Below are 21009 nucleotides of genomic sequence, written 5' to 3'. Positions count from 1 at the left end.
TGCAAAACCCCGGGCCAGGAGCCACGCCGATGACGCCCACCGTCCGAACGTTCCGCGCCCCCGATTCCGCGTCCGCGCTCGCCGCGGTGAAGGCCGCGCTCGGCCCGGAGGCCGTCATCCTCGCCACCCGCACCGTGGACGGGGGCCTGTTCCGCCGCGCCGAGGTGGAGATCACCGCCGCGCTGGAGCCCGCCGGACCCGCCGCGCCCGCGCGCCGCCCCGCCGCGGCCCCGCCGCGCCCCCCGCCCCTGCCCGCCGCGCCGCCCGCGCCGGCGCGCCCGCCCGACGACCCGCTGCAGGACGAGCTGCGCCGGCTGCGCCGCTCGGTCGAGGAGACGCGCCGCGCGCTCGCCGCCGTGACGCTGGAGGCCCGCGCCGGGCGCGAGCTGCAGCTCCCGCCGGCCGGGGCCGACGCCTACGCGCGGCTGGTGGCCCGCGGGATGGAGCCGTCGCTGGCCGAGGGGCTGGTCCGCTCCGCGCTGGAGCTGGGCGGCGCCGAGCCGGCGCGCGCCTGGCGCGCGGTGAAGGACCTCCTGGGCGAGCGGCTGGTGCCGTGCCGCGCCCCGTGGCTCCACGACGGCCGCCGCGTCATCGCCGCCGTCGGCCCCACCGGCGTGGGCAAGACCACCACGCTCGCCAAGGTCGCGGCGCGCGCGCTGCTCGAGACGCGCAAGCGCGTCGCCTTCGTGACGGTGGACACCTACCGCCTCGGCGGCGCCGAGCAGCTCACCCGCTACGCCGGGATCATGGAGGTCCCGGTGCTGGTGGCGCGCGACCGCGGCGAGCTCGGGCGCGCCCTGGAGCGGCTGTCCGACGTGGATCTCGTCCTCGTGGACACCGCCGGCCACGCGTCGGTGGAGGACGTGGAGCGCCAGGCGGCGCTGGTCCGCTCCATCCCCCGCGTCCAGCTCCACCTCACCGTCTCGGCGGCGACCGGCGCGCTGGAGCTCGCGGCGGTGGCCGATCGCTACCGCGCGCTCGCCCCCGACCGCCTGGTGCTGACCAAGCTCGACGAGGCGGCCGGGCCGGGCAGCGTGCTCTCCGCCGCGGTGCGGGTGTGCCGCCCCATCGCCTGCGTGACCGACGGCCAGCGCGTCCCCGAGGACGTGCACGCGCTCGGCGGCGCGGAGCTGGTGGACCTCGTCGCCGGAAAGGATGCCCCGTGACCGACCCCCGTGAGCGCGACGCCGCCGACCAGGCCCAGGGCCTGCGCGATCGCATCGCCCCGCGCGACGCCGCCCCGCCGCTGCGCGTGATCGCCGTGACCAGCGGGAAGGGCGGCGTCGGCAAGACGCACATCTCCGCCAACCTGGCGGTGCTCGCCGCCCGCGCCGGGCGCCGCGTCCTGCTGGTGGACGCGGACCTGGGCCTCGCCAACGCCGACATCGTGCTGGGCATCTGCCCGACCCACCACCTCGGCCACCTGCTCGAGGGCGCGGCCAGCGCCGAGCAGGTGCTGACCCAGGGGCCGCGCGGCGTGCGCGTGCTGGGCGCGTCGAGCGGCATCCAGTCGCTCACGCGGCTCACCCACGCGCAGAAGCTCACGCTCGTCTCGGCGTTCGAGGCGCTCGACCGGCGCTTCGACCTCGTGCTGGTGGACTGCGGCGCGGGCATCGGGGACAACGTGCTGTTCTTCGCCGGCGCGGCGCAGGAGGCGCTGCTGGTGGTCTCGCCCGAGCCCACCTCGCTCTCCGACGCCTACGCCACCGTGAAGGTCCTGTCGCAGCAGGCGGGCGTGACGCGGTTCGGGGTGGTCGCGAACCAGGCGGCCGACTTCCAGGGGCGCGACGTGTTCCGCCGGCTGACGCAGGTGACCGGCAGGTTCCTCGACGCGCGCCTCGCCTACCTGGGCGCCATCCCGCGCGACGAGGACCTGCCCCGCGCCGGGCGCGTGCAGCAGCCGCTGGTCGAGCTCTACCCGCGCGCCCCCGCCAGCCGCGCGCTCCAGGGGCTCTGCGACGCGATCCTGGCCGCGCCGCCCCCTTCCTCCCTGCCCGGCGGCGTGAAGCTGTTCTGGCAGCAGCTCCTGCGCGAGCGGCAGCCCGCCGCGTGAGGCCCGCCATGCACGCCGCACACGCCGCCGTCGCCCGCTACGGCCCGCCCGCCCCCGAGCCGGACGAGGCCCTGCTCCGGCGGCACGCGACGCTGCTCGACCGCTGCGCCCGGCGCCTCGCCGCCCGCACCGGCCACGCGGTCGAGCCGGGCGATCTCTGGTCCGCCGGCGCCATGGGCCTGCTCGAGGCGGCGCGGCGCTACGACGCGTCCCAGGACGTCCGCTTCGAGACGTTCGCGGAGCACCGGGTGCGCGGCGCCATGCTGGACGAGCTGCGGCGGATGGACCACCTGCCGAGGCGCCTCCGCGCGGACGCCGACCGGGTCCTCGCGGCCCGGGCGCGGCTGGAGCAGGCCCTCGGCCGCGAGCCGGACCCGGTCGAGATCGCCGAGGCGGCGGGGCTCCCGGCCGAGCAGGTCGGGGAGCTGCTCCTGCTCGCGTCGCCGCCGGTGCCGGTCGAGGACGACGTCGCGCCCGCCCCGGCCGTGCCCGCGGACGAGGCGCTCGGGGCGGCCGAGCGAAGGGGCGCGCTGGCCCGCGCGGTGGCGGCGCTGCCGGAGCGGCTGCAGGTGCTGCTGGCGCTCTACTACGACGAGGCGCTCACCTACCGCGAGATCGCGAAGGTGCTGGGCGTGTCCGAGCCGCGCGTCTGCCAGCTCCACTCCGAGGCGGCGAAGAGGCTCCGCGCGCTCATGTCGGAGGCTTGACCACCTTCGCCTACGTTTTGGGGTCGGATTTGGGCCTACATCGGAGCCAAGACAGGCGGAACCCCGCGGAACGGGCGGCCGTTCGCGGAAACCTTTACCGGCCCCGGGCCCGGTGCTGTCGTCTGGCCCGACCGCGCCGCCGTTCCGGGATGTCCCCGCAGGCGAGGACGCGGTCGAGGCGGGCGCGAAAGGCGCCGCCAGGAGCACGCTGAGCCATGCCGTCGTACGACGACCCAGACGAACGATGCGCCCGTCCCACGGGGCGGGCGACCTTCCGCTTCACCACCCTCGAACCCGACGACCCGGATCTCGCCGACGAGCTGCGCGGCTGGATCCTCACCGCCCAGGCCTTCCTGGCCCGCGGGGTCACCCCCGCGACGCGGACGCGCCTGGAGGACTCGCTGCGCATCGTCGGCGAGCTCGCCCGCGTGCTGGCCGGCGAGGAGGAGGGCGAGGGCCTCACCGAGCAGCGCACCGTGCACGCCGCCGTCCACCGCGGCCGCATCCAGGCCATCACCTCGCTGTTCGTGTGCCCCGGCGCCGCGTTCGTGGAGCTGCTCGCCACCGCGCCCTGGAACCTGCTCGGCCCGGCCGACCCGCCCGACGCGCGCACCGTGCGCGGCGCGGGCAGCGCGCTGGTCGAGCGCGCCGTGGCGCTGTCGCGCGGCGCCGGCGCGGGCGGGCGGGTCACGCTGCAGGCCGAGAACCCCCGCGCCTTCGCCGTGTACCAGCGGCTCGGCTTCGAGCGCATGCGCCCCTCCGACGCGCCGCTCGCGCTGGTGCCCCGCGGCAAGGACGGCTTCTCGAAGTCCGTGGTGCGGCTGGCCCGCGGCGCCGCCGGCCCGGAGGAGGCCCGGGCGCCGTGGATGCTGCTCGACCCGGGGCGCGCCGCGCTGCGCGCCCGCCGGGCCGGGCCCCGGCCGCTGGTGGCGCAGCTGCCCCTCGCCGCCGCGGCGGCGCGCGCGCCGGCGCTCAGGCGCGCCGGTTGAACGCGAGCGTCGCGAGCTCGTCCAGCGCGCGACGCTCCTTCCGATCGTCCTCGGCCCGCTGCTCCGCGAGCTTGCGCTCGCGGGCGCGGCGGGCGGCCTCGGCCTCGTTCCGCGCGGCCGCCAGGCCGGCCTGGGCGACGCGCTCGCGCCGGAGCGCCTGCGCCACCTCGGCCTCCGCCGCGTCCACCGAGCGGAGCGCCCGCGCGTGCGCGATCTCCTCCACCGCCCACAGCCCGGCCGCCCCGGCGCCGCGCCCGTCGGCCCGCGCGCCCGCGCGCGTCGCCTCCAGCCGGTCCGCCGCGCGCGCCACGCCGCCGCGAGCGCGCGCCAGCTCCTCCCGCGCCCGGCCCTCGGAGCGTTCGCGCACCTTCACCAGCCGGTCCAGCCGGGTCCTCGCCATGCGCCCGCACCTCCCTCTCTCCGCGGGCGCGACCTGCACGCGGCGCGCCCTCCCCGCCGACGGATCCCTGGCGCCCGCCGCTGGCGCGCCGCTTGCGAAGGGGTGGGCCGGGAGACGCGGACATGGCGGATGGCATCTACGTGAGCATGTGCGGCGCGGTGGCCCGGGCGGAGCAGCTCGACGCCGTGGCGGACAACCTCGCGAACGCCCAGACCCCGGGCTTCAAGGCCGCCCGCCCCGCGTTCGAGAGCTTCCTCGCGCCGGGCGCCGCGCAGGACAAGCGCTACGCGGCCGCGGTCGCCAGCGGCGTGGACCTGCGCCCCGGGCCGACCCAGCGGACCGGCAACGCGCTCGACGTGGTGCCCGAGGCCGGGCTGTTCCTGGCGGTGCGCACCGCCGGCGGCGCCACCGCCTACACGCGCGACGGCCGGCTGACGCTGGACGCCGACCGGCGTCTCGTCTCTGACGGCCGGCCGCTGCTCTCGGCGCAGGGCGAGCCCATCGTCCTCCCGCCCGACCTCGACGCCCGGGTGGACGCGGCGGGGCGGGTGTGGGCCGGCGACGTGGAGGTCGCGACGCTCGGGCTGGCCCGGCTGGACGGCCCGGTGGACCGCGTCGGCCCGTCGCTGCTCGCGCCCGGCGCCGGGGGGCGCGCGCTGCCTTCGGAGGGAGCGGTGCGCAGCGGCGAGCTCGAGCTCGGCAACGCGGGCGCCCTCGAGGCGTCCATCCAGCTCGTCGCGGCCCAGCGCGCCTACGAGGCCTCGCTCCAGGCCATCCAGACGTACCGGCAGCTCGACCAGCGCGCCGTCGAGGTGGCGCGCGTGAAGTGAAAGGATCCCCCGTGCTCCGCTCGCTCTACACCGCCGCCACCGGCATGGAAGCCCAGCAGCTCCGGATGGACGTCATCGCCAACAACCTCGCCAACACCGGCACCACCGGCTTCAAGCGGCAGCGGGCCGAGTTCGAGGACCTGCTCTCCGAGACGGTCCGCGGCGCCGAGGCGCCCGACCCGCGCGGCGGCACCGCGCCGGCCCCGCTGCAGGTGGGCCTGGGCGTGCGCACCGGCTCGACCGTCCGCAACTTCGGCCAGGGCGAGCTGCTCACCACCGGCAACGCGCTCGACCTCGCCGTCGAGGGCGACGGCTTCTTCCGCGTGCAGCGGCCGGACGGCTCGCTCGCGTACACGCGCGCCGGCAACTTCCGGGTGGACGCGGCCGGCCGGCTGGTCACCGCGCGCGGCGAGGTGGTGGACCCGGAGATCACCTTCCCGCCCGAGACCACGCGCGTGACGGTGGACGCCGACGGCACGGTGCGCGCGCAGGTCGCCGGGCGGGAGGCGCCGCAGGAGCTGGGCCGGCTCGAGCTCTGCACCTTCCCGAACCCGGGCGGCCTGGAGGCGGCCGGCGGGAACCTGCTCCTGCAGACCGCCGCCAGCGGCGAGGCGGTGGACGCCCGCCCCGGCGAGCAGGGCGCGGGCACGCTCGCCCAGGGCTTCCTCGAGGGCGCCAACGTGAAGGCGGTGGAGGAGATGATCGACATGATCGCCACCCAGCGCGCCTACGAGCTCAACTCGCGCGTGGTCCAGACCGCCGACCAGATGCTGCAGCGCCTGACCTCGCTGCGCTGAGCGCCGCCATGCCCGCCGCCCTCGCCCTCGCCGCCGCGCTCCTCGCCGCCCCGCCCCCGGCCCCATCGGCCGAGGCCGCGGTGGCCGCGGCGCTCGCGCCCGGCGACGCCCGCGCGCGCGTCGAGGCGCTCCGCGGCGGCGCCCCCGGCTGCGCGCCCGGCGCGTTCCGCGCGCTGCGGCCGGTGCTGGCGTCGGGCGAGGTCCCGCTGCAGGTGGACGGCCGCGACGCCGCCGGCCGGCCCTGCCGCGCGTTCGCCTGGGCCGCGGTGCGCGTCACCGGGCCGGCGCTTCGGACCACGCGCGCGGTCCGCGGCGGCGAGCCGCTCGCCGGCGCGGTCGAGCCGGACGAGGCCGAGCGCGTGGCCGGGCGCGCCGCGCTCGCCCGGCTCCCCCCCGCCGCGCGCGCCGCCCGCGCGCTCCCGGCCGGCGCGCTGCTCGCCGGCGGCGACGTCCGCGCCGGGCCCGCGCCCGGCGAGCCGGTGCAGGTGGTGGTCCGCGCCGGCGATCTGGAGATCACCCGCGAGGCCCGCGCGATCCCCTGCGTGCGCGGCCGCGCCTGCGCGCTCCTCCCCGGCGGCCGCCGCGTCGAGGGCCGGCTGCAGGACGGCCGCATCCTGGTGGAGGTCCCGTGAGCCCGCTCACCCGCATCGCCCTCGCCCTGGCGGCCTCCGCCGCGCTGGTCCTGGCGCTCACCGCCTGCGGCCCCGCCCACGTGGCCGGCTACGTGCCGAAGCGCCGCGACTACGCCGTGCCGGACGCCTCCGGGCAGGACACGCAGGCCGCCTCCGCCGGCTCGACCTGGCGCGAGGGGCGCGCCGCGTCGATGCTCTACACCGACGCCCGCGCGCTCCGCGAGAACGACCTCGTGGTCGTCCGCATCGAGGAGATCGCCGACGCGAAGCGCTCGGCCGACACCGACCTCACCCGGCGAAGCGAGCTGAACGCGTCCATCGAGGCGTTCCTCACCTCGCTGAGCACGCCCTACGCGCTGAAGGGCGGCGCGGACAGCGGGTTCAAGGGGCTCGGCTCCACCGCGCGCACCGAGCGGCTCACCGCCACGGTCCCGGCGGTGGTCCGCAAGGTCCTGCCCAACGGCAACCTGTTCATCGAGGGGCACCGGGTGGTGCTGGTGAACGCGGAGGAGCAGCACTTCTACATCTCCGGCGTGGTCCGGCCGATCGACATCGACCAGGAGAACGGCGTGAAGTCCTCGATGGTCGCCGACGCGGAGATCGAGTTCACCGGCCGCGGCGTGCTCTCCGACAACCAGCGCCAGGGCTGGCTCTCCCGCCTCCTCGGCTGGTTCTGGCCCTTCTGAGCCCCGCCATGCCCGCCCGACCGACGCCCCCTGCCGTCCCCCTCGCCCTCGCGCTCGCGGCCGCGCTCGCCGCCCCGGCCCCCGCCGCCGCCGCGCGCGTCAAGGAGCTCGCCGACGTGGTGGGCGTGCGCGAGAACGCGCTCTACGGCTACGGCCTGGTGGTGGGCCTGGCCGGCACCGGCGACTCCGAGCGCGTGCTGTTCACGCAGCAGTCGGTGGCGGGCATGCTCGGGCGGCTCGGCATCCGCATCGACCCGAAGGACGTGCGGTCCCGCAACGTGGCCGCGGTGATGGTCACGGCGCGCCTGCCGCCGTTCGCCCGCCCGGGCACGCGCATCGACGTGGCGGTCGCGTCGATGGGCAACGCGCGCTCGCTCGCGGGCGGGCTGCTGCTCGTCACGCCGCTCTCCGGCGGGGACGGCAAGGTCTACGCGGTCGGCCAGGGTCCGGTGCAGGTGGCCGGCTACGACGCGGGCGCCGGCGGCGCCGAGCTGCGCAAGAACACGCCCACCTCCGGGCGCGTCGCCGGGGGCGCCACGGTGGAGCGCGCGGTGGACTTCGCGCTGGGCCAGGCGCCGCTGGTGCTGGCGCTCCGCCGGCCCGACCTCACCACGGCGAGCCGCGTCGCCGCGGCGGTGAACGCGAAGCTCGGCGCCGGCACCGCCCGCGCCGTCGATCCGGCGGCGGTGGAGCTCTCGCCGCCGCCCGCGCGCAAGGACGACGCGGTCGGCTTCCTGGCCGAGGTCGAGCTGCTCGAGGTCGAGGCCGACCAGCGCGCGCGGGTGGTGGTGTCGGAGCGGACCGGGACCGTGGTCGCCGGCGACGGCGTCCGGCTGCGCCCGGTGGCCGTGGCGCACGGCGGCCTGCAGGTCCGCGTGCAGCGCGATCCGGCGGTGTCGCAGCCGGCGCCGTTCGGCGCGGGGCGGACCGTGGAGGCGACCCGCGACCGCGCCGCCGCCGCCGAGGGCGCGGGCGGCGTGGTGGCCCTGCCCGCCGCCGCGTCGGTGAAGGACCTGGCCCGCGCGCTCGACCTCCTCGGCGCCACGCCGCGGGATCTCGTGGCCGTGCTGGAGGCGATCCGCGCCGCGGGCGCGCTGGACGCGGACCTCGAGGTGCTCGAGTGATCGCGCCCGCCGCCGGCGCGGCGCCCGCCGCGGATCCGCGCCTGCGGGACGCGGCCCGCGACCTCGAGGCCATGCTGCTCCGCGAGATCGTGCGGACGAGCGGCGCGTTCCGGGGCGGCGAGGGCGCCGGCGCCGGCGTCCGCGCCGACCTGTTCGCGGACGCGCTCTCCGACGCGGTGGCGCGCTCGGGTGGCATCGGCCTCGCCGGCGAGATCACCCGCTCGCTGGGCGGCGGCGACGGCCTCGCGCCGGCCCCCGTGCCCGGTCCATCCGCCCCGCCGGGCGTCGCGACCGTCGCCCCTGGCGCGCTCGCGGCCCCGCTGCAGGGCCGGCTCACCAGCGCGTTCGGCCCGCGCGCCGATCCGTTCACCGGCGTCGCGGCCCGCCACGACGGCGTGGACGTCGCCGCGCCGGAGGGCACGCCGGTGCGCGCCCCGGCGCCCGGGGTGGTGGTCCGCGCCGGACCGCGCGGCGGCTACGGGAACGCGGTGGAGGTCGATCACGGCGGCGGCCTGGTGACGCTGTACGGCCACGCCGCCGAGGTGCGCGTCCGCCCGGGCCAGGTGGTGGCCGCCGGGGAGGAGCTGGCGCGCGTCGGCAGCACCGGCCGCTCCACCGGGCCGCACCTCCACTTCGAGGTCCGGATGGCGGGCCGGCCGGTCGATCCGGCGCGGGCCCTCAAGATCTACGCGCGGCGTGCCGATGAAGGCGGCAGGAGCGGACCGTGAGCAGGAGGGCGCCATGAAGATCAACGATGCAGCAGAGATCCGTCGCGTCGAGGCCGGGCGCACCGCGGGGTCGCAGCGCACCCGGGAGCCGGGTGCTCCCGCGGCCGACCGGGTCTCGACCGAGGCCCTGGCGCGGCTCGAGGCCGCCGCCACCACCGCCCGGGCCGGCGCGGCGCAGGACCGGACCGTGCGCCTCGAGGCCATCGAGGCGGCGGTGAGGCAGGGCACCTTCCGCCCGGACCCGCAGCGCATCGCGCAGCGGATCCTCGACGACGCCGAGCTGACGGCGCACCTCCGGGCGCTGCTCGAGGGATGAGGCCCGCCATGGACGAGGTCCTCGCCGGCGCCGCCGCGCTGCGCGACGCGCTCCGGGCCGAGGTGGACCGCGCCGCCGCGGTGCCCGCCGCGCTCCGCGCGCTCGACGCCGGCCGCATCTTCGACGGCGCGACCGCGCGCGCCGGGTTCAACGCGCAGGTGGCGGCGCTGCAGGCGCGGCTCGCCGCGGCGCTGGCCCGGGTGGCCCCCGGCGACGGCGAGGCGACCCTGGCCGGGCTCCGGGCGCGGGCGCCCGGCCCCGCCGACGCGCTCGCCGCCTCGCTCGCCGAGGTGCGCGCGCTCGCCGCGCTCCTCGCCGAGCGCGATCGGCTCAACCTCGCGATGGCGACCCGGGCCCGCGCCTGCGTGCGGGGCTACCTCGCCGCGCTCCGGCCCCACCCCGCCGCCTACGACCGGCGCGGCGCGCCCGCCGCCGCGCGCCCGGCCTGAAGGAGCGCCCCCGTGGCCGACCTGCTGAGCATCCTCTCCTCCGGCGCCGCGAGCCTCGCGGCCCAGCGCGCCGCGGCGGCGACCGCCTCGCACAACCTGCAGAACGCGAACACCCCCGGCTACGCCCGCCAGCGCGCGGTGCTCGCGACGACGCTCCCCGCGGAGCAGGCCGGCGGCGCGTGGATCGGCCGCGGCGCCTCGCTCGCGCAGGTCACCCAGGCGCGCGACCGCTTCCTGGAGCAGCAGCTCCCGGCGGCCCTCGGCCAGTCGGCGCGCTCGGCCGCGGCGGCCTCGGTCCTCGAGGCGGTGCAGGTGCTCGACCCGGAGGCGGAGGGCGGACCCGGCGACGCGCTGGGCGGCCTCCACGCCGCGCTCACCCAGCTCTCCCAGGCGCCGTCGGATCCCGGGCTCCGGCAGGCGGCGGTCGCGGCGGCGCGCACGCTCGCGCTCTCGTTCAACCGCGCGCGCCAGGGGCTCGAGGACGCGCGCGCCGGCGCCGACGCGCGCATCGCGGGCGACCTCTCCGAGGCCAACGACCTGGCCGCGCAGGTGGCGGCCCTGAACCGCGACGTCCGCGCGGCGCGCGCGAGCGGCGCCGGCGAGCCGAACGATCTCCTCGACGCGCGGCAGCGCGCGGCCGACCGCCTCTCGGCGCTCACCGGCGCGGTCCCGGCGGCGACCAGCGAGGGCGACCTGTCCCTGCTGCTGCCCGGCGGCGCCGCGCTGGTCGCCGGGCTCGGGGCGTCCACCTTGCTCGCGCACCCCGGGCCCGACGGCCACCTGGGCGTGAGGCTGGCGACCGGCACCGTGAGCGCCGACGTCGCGCCGGGCGGCGAGCTGGGCGGGCTGCTCGACGCGTCGGGCGGCCCGCTGAAGGCGGCCGTCACCGGCCTCGACCAGCTCGCCTGGGCGGTGGGCAACCAGCTCGACGCGGCGCACCGCGCCGGCTTCGGCCTCGACGGCTCCACCGGGCTCGACCTGTTCGACGTGGGCACCACGCCCGCGGGCGCGGCCCGGCGCATCGCCGTGTCGGCCGCCGTGGCCGCCGACCCCGCGCGCCTGGCCACCGCCACCGCCGCCGGCCAGCCCGGCGACGGCGGCAACGTCCTCGCGCTGCTCGCCACCACCACCGCCCGGATCGCGACCGGCCAGGGCGCGGACCTGCTGGCCGGCCTGGACGCGACCGGCGCCCTCTCCCGGATCACCGGCGCGTTCGGCGCCGCGGCGCGGGGGCTGGCGGCGGCCGCGGCCCAGGACGCGGGCCTGGCCGACCACCTCTCCGCCCTGCGCGAGTCCGCGAGCGGCGTGTCGGTGGACGAGGAGCTGCTGGAGATGGAGCGGGCGCAGCGCGCCTACGAGGCGATCTCGAAGGTCATCCAGGCCACCTCCGAGATGTTCGACACCCTGCTGAAGCTGGAGTAGCCGCCATGCGCGTGACCGACCGGATGACCTTCGACCGCGCCGCCCGCGAGGGCGGCCAGGCGCGCGCGCGGCTCGACCGCGCGGTGGCGCAGGCGTCGAGCGGGGTGCGCGTGGTCCACCCGGGCGACGACCCGGCGGCCGCGGCCCGCATCGCCGCCGAGCGGGTGACCGTCGCGCGCATGGACGCGATCGCCACCGCCACCGGCCGCGCCTCCGACGAGCTCGCCGCGGTGGACGCGGCGCTCGGCGAGGTGGCGACCGGCCTCGCGCGCGCGCAGGAGCTCGCCACCCGGTACGCGAGCGCCCCGTACGACGCGGCGCAGCGGGCGTCGGGCGCCCGCGAGGTGCGCGGGATCCTCGCCTCCGCCGTCGCCAGCCTGGGCGTGAAGGTGGGCGGCCGCTACCTGCTGGGCGGGTTCCGCGACGGCGCGCCCCCGTTCGACGCGGGCGGCGCGTACCAGGGCGACGCCGGCGTGCGCGAGGTGGAGATCGCGCCGGGCGTGCGGCAGCCGGCGGCCGTCCGCGCCGACGTCGCCATCGCCGGCGCCGGCGGCGGGGTGGACGTGCTCGCCACGCTCGGCGCGCTCGCGGCGGCGCTCGAGGCCAACGACCCGGAGGCGGTCCGGGCCACCCTCTCCCCGCTCGCCCGCGGCACCGACCAGCTCGCCTCGGCCCGCGGCGCCGCCGGCGCCGCCATGGCGACGCTCGACGCCGCGACCCGGGCCGGCGCGGCGGCCCGCGACGCTGCGCGCGGCGCGATCGGGGAGCTGGCGGACGCCGATCCCATCGCCGCGGCGAGCGAGCTGGCGCTGGCCCAGCGCGCGCTGGACGCCGCGCTCACCGCCACGGCGAAGGGGTTCCAGCTCACCCTGCTCGACCGGCTGCGGTGAGGCGCGCGCCGCCCGGGCTTATCGCCGGCCGCGGGCGCGCCGATGCGGAGGGTGAGGGCGACCAGACCGATCGCCCCGCCACACCGACCAAGGAGAAGCACGGATGTCCCTCTCGATCCGGACGAACATCGCCTCGCTCAACGCGCAGCGAAACATGTCCAACACCCAGAACACGCTCGACTCGTCCATGTCGCGCCTGTCCTCGGGCTACCGCATCACCAAGGCCGGCGACGACGCCGCCGGCCTGGGCATCAGCACCAAGCTCGAGGCGCAGATCCGCAGCTACAACCAGGCCGTCCGCAACGCGAACGACGGCCTCTCGGTGATCCAGACGTCCGAGGCCGCGCTGAACGAGACCTCGAACATCCTCACCCGCCTCCGCGAGCTGGCCATGCAGGCGGCCTCGGACGGCATCGGCGACAAGGAGCGCGCCTACGTCCAGGCGGAGGCCGACCAGCTCACCGACGAGATCGACCGCATCGCGAACGTGACCAAGTACAACGGCACCGCCCTGCTGGCGGGCACGGCCACCTCGCTGAACTTCCAGGTGGGCGTGGAGAAGGACACGTCGAGCAACGACCAGATCTCCTTCTCGACGCTGGACGCGACCGCCAGCAGCCTGGGCCTGGACGCGTCCACGCTGGACTTCACCACCGGCACCACGGCGCGGGACGCGCTCTCGTCCATCGACGCGGCCATCGAGACCGTCTCGAAGAACCGCGCCGACCTGGGCGCGGTGGGCAACCGCTTCCAGAGCGCCATCAACAACATCCAGTCGTTCTCGGAGGCGCTCTCCGCCGCGAACAGCCGCATCCGCGACGTGGACGTGGCCGAGGAGACGTCGCGCCTCGCCCGCGCCAACATCCTGCAGCAGGCCGGCGTCTCCGTGCTCGCCCAGGCGAACCAGATGCCGCAGCTCGCGCTGAAGCTGCTCGGGTGATCTCGCGGTGAACTTCCCGCGCCGCCCCCCGGCCACGCGCCGGGGGGCGGCCGGAGGCCATCATGGACGCATCGTTCCGCGCGGGCGGGCTCGCCTCGGGGATGGACACCAACGCCATCATCGACCAGCTCGTCGCGCTGGAGTCACGGCCCCTCGACCAGCTCCGCCGGCGCCAGGCCGCGTTCCGCACGCAGATCTCGGCGCTGGGCGACATCGCCGCGAGCCTCTCCGGGCTCTCCGCCGCCGCCGCCGACCTCGGCGACCACGGCGTGCTCGCGACGCAGGCCCGCTCCACGAGCACCGCCTTCTCGGCCGCGCCGGGCGCCGACGCCATCGCCGGCAGCTACCGCCTCGCCGTGAAGGCGCTCGCGCAGCCGGCCAAGTGGCGCTCGGCCGCGTTCGCCGCCGGCGCCGGGGTGGCCGGCGGGACCCTGCGGCTCACCGTCCAGGGCACGGCGGTCGCGCCCATCGCCGTCCCGGACGGCGCCAGCCTCGCCGACGTCGCCTACGCGATCCGGCAGAGCGGCGCGGCGGTCTCCGCGGTGGTGCTCGACGACGGCACGTCCTCCTGGCTCTCGGTGACCGCGCGCGACACGGGCCACCCGCTCGACGGGGCGCCCGCGGACGCGCTCTCCATCTCCTTCACCCCGAGCGCGGGCGCGGTCGGCCAGGCCCCGGGCTTCGCGGAGCTCCAGCCCGCCCGCAACGCGCAGGTGGAGGTGGACGGCCTGACGTTCACCCGGACCGGCAACGTGATCGCCGACGCGCTGCCCGGCGTGACGCTCACGCTCGCGGCCGCCGGCGGGCCCGCGGAGGACCTGGTGCTCGGCACCGATCCCGCCGGCACGCAGGCCCGCCTGCAGAAGCTCGTGGACGGGTACAACGGCGTGATGCGGCTGCTGCAGCGCCACCTGGCGGTCGCGAAGGACTCCGACCGCGCCACGACCCTGGCCGGCGACTCCACCCTGCGCACCTTGCAGGCTCGCCTCCAGCGCGTGCTGGTGACCGAGGTCCCCGGGCTCTCCTCCGGCGTGCGCACGCTGGCCGACCTCGGCGTCAGGACCGGGCGCGACGGCAGCCTCTCCGTGGACGCCGCCACGCTCTCGTCGGCGCTGGCGCGCGACCCGGCCGCGGCGAACGCGCTCTTCTCGACGTCCGGGACGGGGCTGGCGGCCGTGGTGAAGGCGCTCGTGGCCGACCACACCCGCGCCGGCGACGGCGCGCTGGTGCTGCGCCAGGACGGCCTGGGCCGCACCGTGAAGGATCTCGACGGCCAGGCCGCCGCGCTGCAGCTCCGCATCGACGCCTTCCAGCAGAACCTGATCCGGCAGTTCACCGCGATGGAGAGCACCGTCAGCGGGCTCAAGTCGATCGGGAGCTTCCTCGCCGGCCAGACCACCCAGCAGCAGAAGGGGAGCTGAACGTGACCGCCTGCCTCGCCACGCCTCGCCCCCGGCCCGACGCCCCGGCCACTCCCGGCGTCCACCTCCGGCGCGCCATCGCGCTGATGCGCACCGGCGCCGCCGCCCTGGAGGCGCGGCGGTCCGCCGAGGCGGTCCGCGCCCTGGGCGCGGCGGTGGACCACCTGGTGTGGCTGCGGCTCGCCCTCGGGCCGGAGCGCGCGCCCGACGGCCAGGGGCCGCTCGCCGCGGCCTGCGTGCGCGCGGCGCGCCGGCTCACCGACGCGGCGCTGCTCGGCGACGCCGCGCTGGCGCGCGAGGCGGAGCGCGCCGTCGCGCCGCTGCTCCGGCAGGACGCGCGCGCCGGGACGGCGCGGTGAGCACCATGCTCGAGGACGCGCTCGCCGAGGCCGAGGCCGCGCTGGCGCGCGACGACGTGATCGCCGCCGCGCGGGCGGTGCGCCGCGCCGCGGCCGCCTGCGAGGCCCTCGCCGCCGCCCGGGCCCGCCTGGATCCGCGCGCGCTGGCGCGGGCCGCCGACGCCCAGCGGCGCGCGCTCCACCGCGCCGAGGCCGGCCGCGCCCGCCTGGCCGACGCGCTCGACCGCGCCTCGCGCTCGCGCCGCGCGACCGCCGCCTACCGGCGCGGGTGAGCGGCGCGCGGGCCGGCGCCGGGAGCCCTTAAGCCCGGCCCGGAGCGCGCCGAATCCCGGGGTGAAGCGCCCACCCGCCGGGCGCGCCCCGGAGACCGAACATGTCCCTGTCCATCCGCACCAACCTCGCCTCCCTGAACGCGCAGCGGAACCTGTCCAGCACCCAGACCTCGCTCGAGTCCTCCATGTCGCGCCTGTCCTCCGGCTACCGCATCACGCGGGCCGGCGACGACGCCGCCGGGCTCGCCATCAGCACCAAGCTGGAGGCGCAGATCCGCAGCTACAACCAGGCGGCGCGCAACGCGAACGACGGCCTCTCGGTGATCCAGACGACCGAGGCCGCGCTCAACGAGACCTCCAACGTCCTGAGCCGCCTCCGCGAGCTGGCCATGCAGGCGGCCTCCGACGGCATCGGCGCCACCGAGCGCGGGTACGTGCAGGCGGAGGCCGACCAGCTCCGCGCCGAGATCGACCGGATCGCCGCGGTCACGAAGTACGACGGCACGCCGCTGCTCGACGGCTCCGGCACGGCGCTCGGGTTCCAGGTGGGCGTCGAGAGCGACCCGTCCGGCGACGACCGCATCGGCTTCTCCACCCTCGACGCCACCGCGGCCGCGCTCGGGCTGGACGCCTCCACGCTCGACTTCACCACCGCCGCCGGCGCGCGCGACGCGCTCTCCACGCTGGACGCCGCCCTCGAGACGATCTCCCGGAGCCGCGCCGACCTGGGGGCGGTGGGCAACCGCTTCCAGAGCACCATCGCGAACATCCAGTCCTTCGCCGAGGCGCTCTCCGCCGCGAACAGCCGCATCCGCGACGCCGACGTCGCCGAGGAGACCTCGCGGCTCGCCCGCGCCAACATCCTGCAGCAGGCCGGCGTGGCGGTGCTCGCCCAGGCCAACCAGGCGCCGCAGCTCGCGCTCAAGCTGCTGGGCGGGTAGCCGCCCGCGACGCTCCGGACGGCGACCCCGGGCCGCAAGCCCGGGGCCGCCCCCGCCCCCTCCCCACCGTTCCCGAGGTGCGCCCATGAACCCCGCCGCCCGCCGCTACGCCCAGGCCGAGCGCCAGACCGCCTCCCCCGAGCGCCTCCTGGTGCTCCTGTTCCAGGCCGCGCTGCGCAACGTCCGCGCCGGCGCCGCCGCGCTCGAGGCCGGCCGGCCCGCCGAGGCGGCCCGCCCGCTGACGCTCGCCTCGGACATCGTGGTGGAGCTCCACGCCACGCTGGACCGCCCGCGGGCGCCGGAGCTGTGCGACCAGCTCGCCGCCGTCTACCGCTTCGTCTGCGACCGGCTCGGGGCCGCCGCGCTGGCCCGCGACGCGCGCGCGGCCCGCGAGGCGGAGCGCGCCCTCGCCCCGGTCGCCGAGGCGTTCGAGGCCGTCGCCGCGCGGCTCGCCGCCGGCGGGCGCTGATCAGGCGCCGGCCCGCGCCCGCGCCAGGAACAGCCGCGCGTCATCCAGCGCGCCCAGCGCCTGCGCGGCGCGGGCGGCGGCGGCCCAGGCGCGCGGCGGCCCGCCGCCGGCCAGCACCGGCTCGAGCGCCGCGAGCGCCTCGCCCGCCCGCCCCAGCGCGACCAGCGCCTCGGCCTCCCCGGCCGCCGCCTCGTCGCGCTCGAGCGGCGGGAGCGCGTCGGACGGCCGCCCGGGCGCGAGCGCCGCGCGGAACGCCGTGCGCGCCGCCTCCGCCCGCCCGGCCCGGAGCTCGACCGCGCCCAGCCGCGCCAGCGCGCGGGCGCGCCGCGCGAAGATCACCTGCTCGAACACCCCGCCCTCCAGGAGCGCCAGCGCGCGGTGCGCCTCGGCCGCGGCGCGCGCCAGCCGCTCGTCGCGGCCCGCGCCGGCGGCGCCGGCGGAGAGCTCCAGCGCGCAGGCCCGGAAGAAGGCCAGGTCCGGGTTGGCGCCGCCGGCGGCCTCGGCGCGATCGACCGCCTCGAGCGCGGCGGCGGCGTCGCCGCGGCGGACCGCGAGCGCGGCGCGCACCACCGCGAGCCGCCGGATGGAGCGATGGGCCGGCTGGCGCCCGAGCGCGGCCCAGCCGCGCTCCGCCACCTCCCCGGCCTCCTCGGCGCGCCCGAGCGCGAGCAGCTCCGCCGCGAGGTATCCGAGCGCGATGACGCTGTCCGGCTCCTCCGCGGCGCGCCGGCGCAGGAGCGCCAGGTTGCGCTCGCGCTTCCCGCGGCCCTCCCAGATCTCCTTGGCGTAGCCGAGGTGCACGAGGTCGAGCTCGAGCGCGGCGATCCGCCCGCCGCGCGCGGCGGCCCAGTCGAGCACGCTCTCGTGGATCCGGCCGGTCCAGCGCAGCCCGGGCGCGCGCCGCACCACGCGCGGCAGCAGGGCGGGCGGACCGGCGCGCCGGGCGCCGGACAGGACCTCGGCCGCCGGCGCGTCGGGGGCGTCGGCGTTGTGGCACCGGACCAGGCCCACGTCGAAGGCGGCGCGGCGCAGCGTGCGCCGAAGGGCGGGGCCGGCGCCGGGCGCGAGCCGCTCGTCCGCGTCGAGCGGAAGGACCCAGTCGCCGGTGGCGTGCGCCGCGGCGAGGTTGCGCGGGGCCGCGAAGTCGTCGTCCCAGGGGCGCTCCAGCACCTTCGCCCCGGCCGCGCGCGCCAGCTCGCGGGTCCGATCGGTGGAGCCGGTGTCCACCAGCACGATCTCGTCGACGACGCCCCGGACCGACTCGAGGCAGCCGGGGAGCATCCGCTCCTCGTCCTTCGCGATGACGCACAGCGACACACGGGCCATCCCCGGCGCTGGAGCAAGCCCGGTGCCGGCGCCCCGGCCCCCGTCGCCGCGCGGGGTTGCGCCCGCGTCAGGCCGCTGGCGCGCCCGGCGCGCCGGCGCGCTGACAGGGGCCGCCCGCGCCCAGCAGCGCCGCGGCCAGCTCGCCGAACCGGCGCAGGTCCACCGGCTTCGCCAGCACCACCGCGTGCGCGTCCTCGGCGTCGCTGGTCCCGCCGTCGGCGAGCAGGATCACCGGCAGCCGCGCGCAGCCGGCGTGGCCGCGGAGCGCCGCGATCAGCGGCGCCGCGGCGGCCCCCACCGCGTCGCAGTCGAGCACCGCCAGGCCGTGGGGCGTGGCCGCGAGCGCCCGGACCAGCGCCGCCGGGTCGGCCGGCGCGGCCACCTCCACGGCGCGCCCGCCGGCGCGGCCCAGCGCCTCCAGCGCCTCGGCCAGCCCTGCGCGGAGCAGCGGGTCCGGGGCGAACACGGCGGCGGTGAGCGGCCCGGCCGTGCCCGCCTCGCCGGGCGCGGGCGGCTCGGGGGCCGCGCCGGCCGTCCGCCGCTGGAAGAGCAGGTCGAGCTGCACGCGGTCCCGGTGCGAGTCCGGCCGCAGCTCCACCGCGGCGATCGCGCCGGTCGCGAGCGGCGTGGCCCAGCGCACCTCGCCGGCCAGGTGCAGCTCGACGCGCTCCTGCGCCAGGCCGATCCGGAGGCGCAGCCAGTCCCCCGGCGCGACCGGCGCGCGGGTCCGCACCAGCAGGCCGTGCCGGAGCTGCGGGACCGCGTCGCGGCGCGCCGCCGTGGCGGAGCCGTACGCGAGCGCGAGCTCCTCGCCCTCCATCGCTTCCGCGCCGCCGGTGTCGCGCATCCGCCCCCCGCCCGATGCCGGGCCCGGATCTCCTACCGCCGCGCGGACCCAGCGTCAGTCCCGTGACCGCGGGTGTAAGCGGCGGGCGCCTTCACGGTAGGTGCGCGTCTCGCCGACGACCCTCCCCCGCAGGGACCGGGTACCTCCCGGCCCGCCACGGGGCCGGCGTCAGGGCGCCGGCGCCGGCGGGGGGCCGGGCCGCACCGCGCCGAGCGCCCGCCGGAAGAACGCGGCGGTCCACTCCCAGCGCCGCTCCGCGGCGATCGGCTCCGGCACCGAGTGCGTGGCGCCGGCGATCGGGACCAGCTCGAACGGCCGCCCGGCGCGGAACAGCGCGTCGGCCAGCGCGAGCGAGTGCGACAGGAACACGTTGTCGTCGGCCGTGCCGTGCAGCAGGAGCAGCGGCCGCTCCAGCCGCGGCGCCCAGGCGAGCAGGCCGCTCCGGGCGTACGCCTCGGGGCGCTCGCCGGGGAGCCCCAGGTAGCGCTCCGTGTAGTACGTGTCGTACTGCTCCCACTCCGTCACCGGCGCGCCCGCCACCGCCGCCTGGAACCGGTCCGGCCGGCGCATCACCGCGAGCGCCGCGAGGTAGCCGCCGAAGGACCACCCCGTGATCCCGGCGCGCGCCACGTCGGCCTCCGGGACCTCGCGCCCGAGCGCCTCCAGGGCGGCCACCTGGTCCTCGAGCGGCACCGTGCCGAGGTCGCCCGCGATGGCGCGCTCCCAGGCGCGGCCGCGGCGCGGCGTGCCCCGCCCCTCGAACACGGCCACCAGGAAGCCCTGGTCGGCCAGCCACTGCTCGATCAGCATGGGCCGGTGCGCCACCTGCGGCACGTAGTACGCCGGCACCGGGCCGCCGTACACGTCCACCACCACCGGCAGCCGCGCGCCGGCGCCGAGCGCGCGCGGCCGCAGCACCGCCGCCCAGGTCCCGCCCGCGCCGCCGAGCTGCCGCAGCTCGGTGGTGGGCACGAACGCCGGCTCCTCCGCGACGCTCGGCAGCACCGCCAGGCGCGCGCCGTCGGCCCCGAACACGGCGGTGACCGGCAGGCGGCGCAGCGTGCTCCAGGTCACCGCGAGCGTCCCGCCGCCCGGCGCCAGCACCGCCTTGCGCGTCGCCGGGCCCGGCTCGCCGAGCGCGAGCCGCTCCGGCGGCGTGCCGGGTCGCACGCGATACAGCTCCTCGCGCGTGGGATCCGGCACGCCCAGGAACACCAGCGCGCCGCCCTCCGCCCCGGCGAACCCCGCGTACCCGAGCGCGCGCGGGACCGACAGCTCCAGCCGCGCGCCGTCCGGCGCGCGCAGCTCCACCTCGGGCGCGCCGCCTCGCTCCGTCACCCACCAGAAGCGGCCGTCGGGGAGGAACGCCGGCATGCCCGGCCACAGGTTCAGCCAGGCGTCGTCGCGCTCGGTGAGCAGCGCGCGGGTCGCGCCGGTGGCGGGATCCGCCGCGAGCACCTGCTCCTCCTGCTGGAGCCGGTCCTGGACGACCAGCGCGAGCGGGCCGCCCTTCGCCCAGCGCACGGCGGCGAGGTACGGGTAGCGCGAAGCGTCCCACCGGACTTCGACCGCCGGGACGGCCCGGCCGCCGGCGGCCGCGACGACCTTCAGGCGGACCTTCGCGTTGGGCGTGCCGGCCCGCGGGTAGGCGCGCGCCTCGCACGGCCGCGCCGGGCGCGCCGGGTCGCAGAGCGCCCGCCGCTCCACCGCGGACTCGTCCACCTCCGCGTACGCGATCCGCCGCCCGTCGGGCGACCACCAGTAGCCCTCGTCGCGGTCCATCTCCTCCTGCGCCACGAACTCGGCGAGGCCGTTCGTGACGTCCGGTCCGCGGGCGCGGGTCAGCCGCCGCTCGGGCCCGCCCGGCACCGCGCGCACGTACAGGTCGCCGCGCTTCACGTACGCGAGCGCGCGGCCGTCCGGCGAGAAGCGGGGATCGAGGGCGCCCTCCGTGCCGGGCAGCGGGGCGGCGCGGCCGGCGGCCCGGTCGAGCAGCCACAGGCGCCCGCCCAGCCCGTACACCACCCGCGCGCCGTCCCGCGAGAGCACGAAGTGCGTGATGCCGCGGGCGGTGATGCGCTGCCGCTCCAGGCGCGCCGCCTCCTCGGGCGAGAGCGCGCCGGCCCCGTCGGCCTCGACCAGCGTGCGCGTGACCCCGGTGGCGAGGTCGGTCTCGAGGAGCGCCTGCGCGCGCGACCGCGGCCCGGACCGCAGGAACAGCGCGGCGCGGCCGTCGGGCGAGAGCTGGACGGCGGTGGGCCGCCCGGCGCGGAAGCCGCGCGTCTCGGCGTGCTGGCGCAGGAACGGATCGGAGGGCGGCGGCGGCGCGGGCGCGGGTTCGGCGGCCACCGCCGCGGCCACCATCGCGGTCAAACCGAGCGGGCACAGGAGCGCGGGCATGGCCGCAGGTT

The 21009-nt window shown here is 78.8% G+C and carries 24 protein-coding genes; 20 read left to right on the top strand and 4 right to left on the bottom strand.

Annotation, left to right across the window (positions count from 1 at the left end):
• Positions 1-29 precede the first annotated feature (29 nt).
• From flhF to ADEH_RS07010, 4 genes are all read left to right on the top strand, one after another.
• On the top strand, positions 30-1166 hold the full coding sequence (gene flhF / locus ADEH_RS07025; RefSeq protein ID WP_011420414.1) for a flagellar biosynthesis protein FlhF: 1137 nt from the start codon (positions 30-32) through the stop codon (positions 1164-1166).
• Positions 1163-2053 carry a MinD/ParA family protein gene (locus ADEH_RS07020; protein WP_011420413.1) on the top strand — a complete coding sequence of 297 codons (891 nt, stop codon included), beginning with the start codon at positions 1163-1165 and terminating at the stop codon, positions 2051-2053. Before flhF ends, ADEH_RS07020 begins: the two co-directional genes overlap by 4 nt.
• Before the next feature lie 8 nt (positions 2054-2061).
• Positions 2062-2760, top strand: a complete 699-nt coding sequence (locus tag ADEH_RS07015; protein ID WP_011420412.1) for a sigma-70 family RNA polymerase sigma factor — start codon at positions 2062-2064, stop codon at positions 2758-2760.
• Positions 2761-2975: 215 nt separating this feature from the next.
• A complete protein-coding gene (locus tag ADEH_RS07010) occupies positions 2976-3749 on the top strand; it encodes a GNAT family N-acetyltransferase (protein WP_011420411.1) in 774 nt (257 codons plus the stop codon).
• Here ADEH_RS07010 and ADEH_RS07005 read toward each other — a convergent pair.
• Positions 3733-4149: a flagellar FliJ family protein gene (locus ADEH_RS07005; protein ID WP_011420410.1), complete on the bottom strand. Its 417-nt coding sequence runs from the start codon at positions 4147-4149 to the stop codon at positions 3733-3735. The genes ADEH_RS07010 and ADEH_RS07005 overlap by 17 nt on opposite strands.
• A 122-nt stretch (positions 4150-4271) precedes the next feature.
• Between ADEH_RS07005 and ADEH_RS07000 the strand changes: the two genes are divergently transcribed.
• The 16 genes from ADEH_RS07000 (at position 4272) to fliS (ending at position 16425) form a co-directional block, all read left to right on the top strand.
• A complete protein-coding gene (locus ADEH_RS07000; protein WP_011420409.1) occupies positions 4272-4979 on the top strand; it encodes a flagellar hook basal-body protein in 708 nt (235 codons plus the stop codon).
• 11 nt (positions 4980-4990) lie between these two features.
• Positions 4991-5776, top strand: coding sequence for a flagellar basal-body rod protein FlgG (gene flgG, locus ADEH_RS06995; RefSeq protein ID WP_041453382.1), 786 nt, complete (start codon positions 4991-4993; stop codon positions 5774-5776).
• A gap of 8 nt (positions 5777-5784) precedes the next feature.
• On the top strand, positions 5785-6408 hold the full coding sequence (locus tag ADEH_RS06990; protein WP_011420407.1) for a hypothetical protein: 624 nt from the start codon (positions 5785-5787) through the stop codon (positions 6406-6408).
• The gene (locus ADEH_RS06985) at positions 6405-7094 is read left to right on the top strand and encodes a flagellar basal body L-ring protein FlgH (RefSeq protein ID WP_011420406.1); all 690 of its coding nucleotides are present in this window, start codon (positions 6405-6407) and stop codon (positions 7092-7094) included. The genes ADEH_RS06990 and ADEH_RS06985 overlap by 4 nt, the downstream gene beginning before the upstream one ends.
• An 8-nt stretch (positions 7095-7102) precedes the next feature.
• A complete protein-coding gene (locus ADEH_RS06980; protein WP_011420405.1) occupies positions 7103-8218 on the top strand; it encodes a flagellar basal body P-ring protein FlgI in 1116 nt (371 codons plus the stop codon).
• Positions 8215-8946, top strand: coding sequence for a M23 family metallopeptidase (locus tag ADEH_RS06975; protein ID WP_011420404.1), 732 nt, complete (start codon positions 8215-8217; stop codon positions 8944-8946). Before ADEH_RS06980 ends, ADEH_RS06975 begins: the two co-directional genes overlap by 4 nt.
• Positions 8947-8959: 13 nt before the next feature.
• Positions 8960-9262 (top strand): flagellar biosynthesis anti-sigma factor FlgM, encoded by a 303-nt coding sequence (gene flgM / locus ADEH_RS06970; protein WP_011420403.1) that lies wholly within the window; start codon positions 8960-8962, stop codon positions 9260-9262.
• Positions 9263-9270: 8 nt separating this feature from the next.
• Positions 9271-9711, top strand: a complete 441-nt coding sequence (locus ADEH_RS06965; protein ID WP_011420402.1) for a hypothetical protein — start codon at positions 9271-9273, stop codon at positions 9709-9711.
• 12 nt (positions 9712-9723) lie between these two features.
• Positions 9724-11133: a flagellar hook-associated protein FlgK gene (gene flgK, locus ADEH_RS06960; RefSeq protein ID WP_011420401.1), complete on the top strand. Its 1410-nt coding sequence runs from the start codon at positions 9724-9726 to the stop codon at positions 11131-11133.
• Positions 11134-11138: 5 nt separating this feature from the next.
• Entirely contained in the window at positions 11139-12023 is an 885-nt protein-coding gene (locus tag ADEH_RS06955) for a flagellar hook protein FlgL (protein WP_011420400.1), read from the top strand.
• A 103-nt stretch (positions 12024-12126) separates the two neighbouring features.
• The gene (locus ADEH_RS06950; protein WP_011420399.1) at positions 12127-12963 is read left to right on the top strand and encodes a flagellin; all 837 of its coding nucleotides are present in this window, start codon (positions 12127-12129) and stop codon (positions 12961-12963) included.
• 62 nt (positions 12964-13025) lie between these two features.
• Positions 13026-14384: a flagellar filament capping protein FliD gene (fliD, locus tag ADEH_RS06945; protein WP_011420398.1), complete on the top strand. Its 1359-nt coding sequence runs from the start codon at positions 13026-13028 to the stop codon at positions 14382-14384.
• A 2-nt stretch (positions 14385-14386) separates the two neighbouring features.
• Positions 14387-14743 carry a hypothetical protein gene (locus ADEH_RS06940; RefSeq protein ID WP_041453381.1) on the top strand — a complete coding sequence of 119 codons (357 nt, stop codon included), beginning with the start codon at positions 14387-14389 and terminating at the stop codon, positions 14741-14743.
• 5 nt (positions 14744-14748) lie between these two features.
• Positions 14749-15015 (top strand): hypothetical protein, encoded by a 267-nt coding sequence (locus ADEH_RS06935; protein ID WP_011420397.1) that lies wholly within the window; start codon positions 14749-14751, stop codon positions 15013-15015.
• A gap of 101 nt (positions 15016-15116) precedes the next feature.
• Positions 15117-15956: a flagellin gene (locus ADEH_RS06930; RefSeq protein WP_011420396.1), complete on the top strand. Its 840-nt coding sequence runs from the start codon at positions 15117-15119 to the stop codon at positions 15954-15956.
• 85 nt (positions 15957-16041) lie between these two features.
• A complete protein-coding gene (gene fliS / locus ADEH_RS06925; protein WP_011420395.1) occupies positions 16042-16425 on the top strand; it encodes a flagellar export chaperone FliS in 384 nt (127 codons plus the stop codon).
• Here the strand turns inward: fliS and ADEH_RS06920 are convergent, their stop codons facing one another.
• The 3 genes from ADEH_RS06920 to ADEH_RS06910 form a co-directional block, all read right to left on the bottom strand.
• Positions 16426-17751: a glycosyltransferase family 2 protein gene (locus ADEH_RS06920; protein WP_041453379.1), complete on the bottom strand. Its 1326-nt coding sequence runs from the start codon at positions 17749-17751 to the stop codon at positions 16426-16428.
• Between the two features lie 67 nt (positions 17752-17818).
• A complete protein-coding gene (locus tag ADEH_RS06915; RefSeq protein ID WP_011420393.1) occupies positions 17819-18598 on the bottom strand; it encodes a PilZ domain-containing protein in 780 nt (259 codons plus the stop codon).
• A 168-nt stretch (positions 18599-18766) separates the two neighbouring features.
• Positions 18767-20998, bottom strand: a complete 2232-nt coding sequence (locus tag ADEH_RS06910; protein ID WP_041453378.1) for a S9 family peptidase — start codon at positions 20996-20998, stop codon at positions 18767-18769.
• Between the last annotated feature and the right edge of the window lie 11 nt (positions 20999-21009).

The organism is Anaeromyxobacter dehalogenans 2CP-C (assembly GCF_000013385.1).
Lineage (GTDB): Bacteria > Myxococcota > Myxococcia > Myxococcales > Anaeromyxobacteraceae > Anaeromyxobacter > Anaeromyxobacter dehalogenans_B.
Note: the sequence above shows the minus strand (reverse complement) of the source record. Positions and strands in the feature narration are given on the sequence as shown.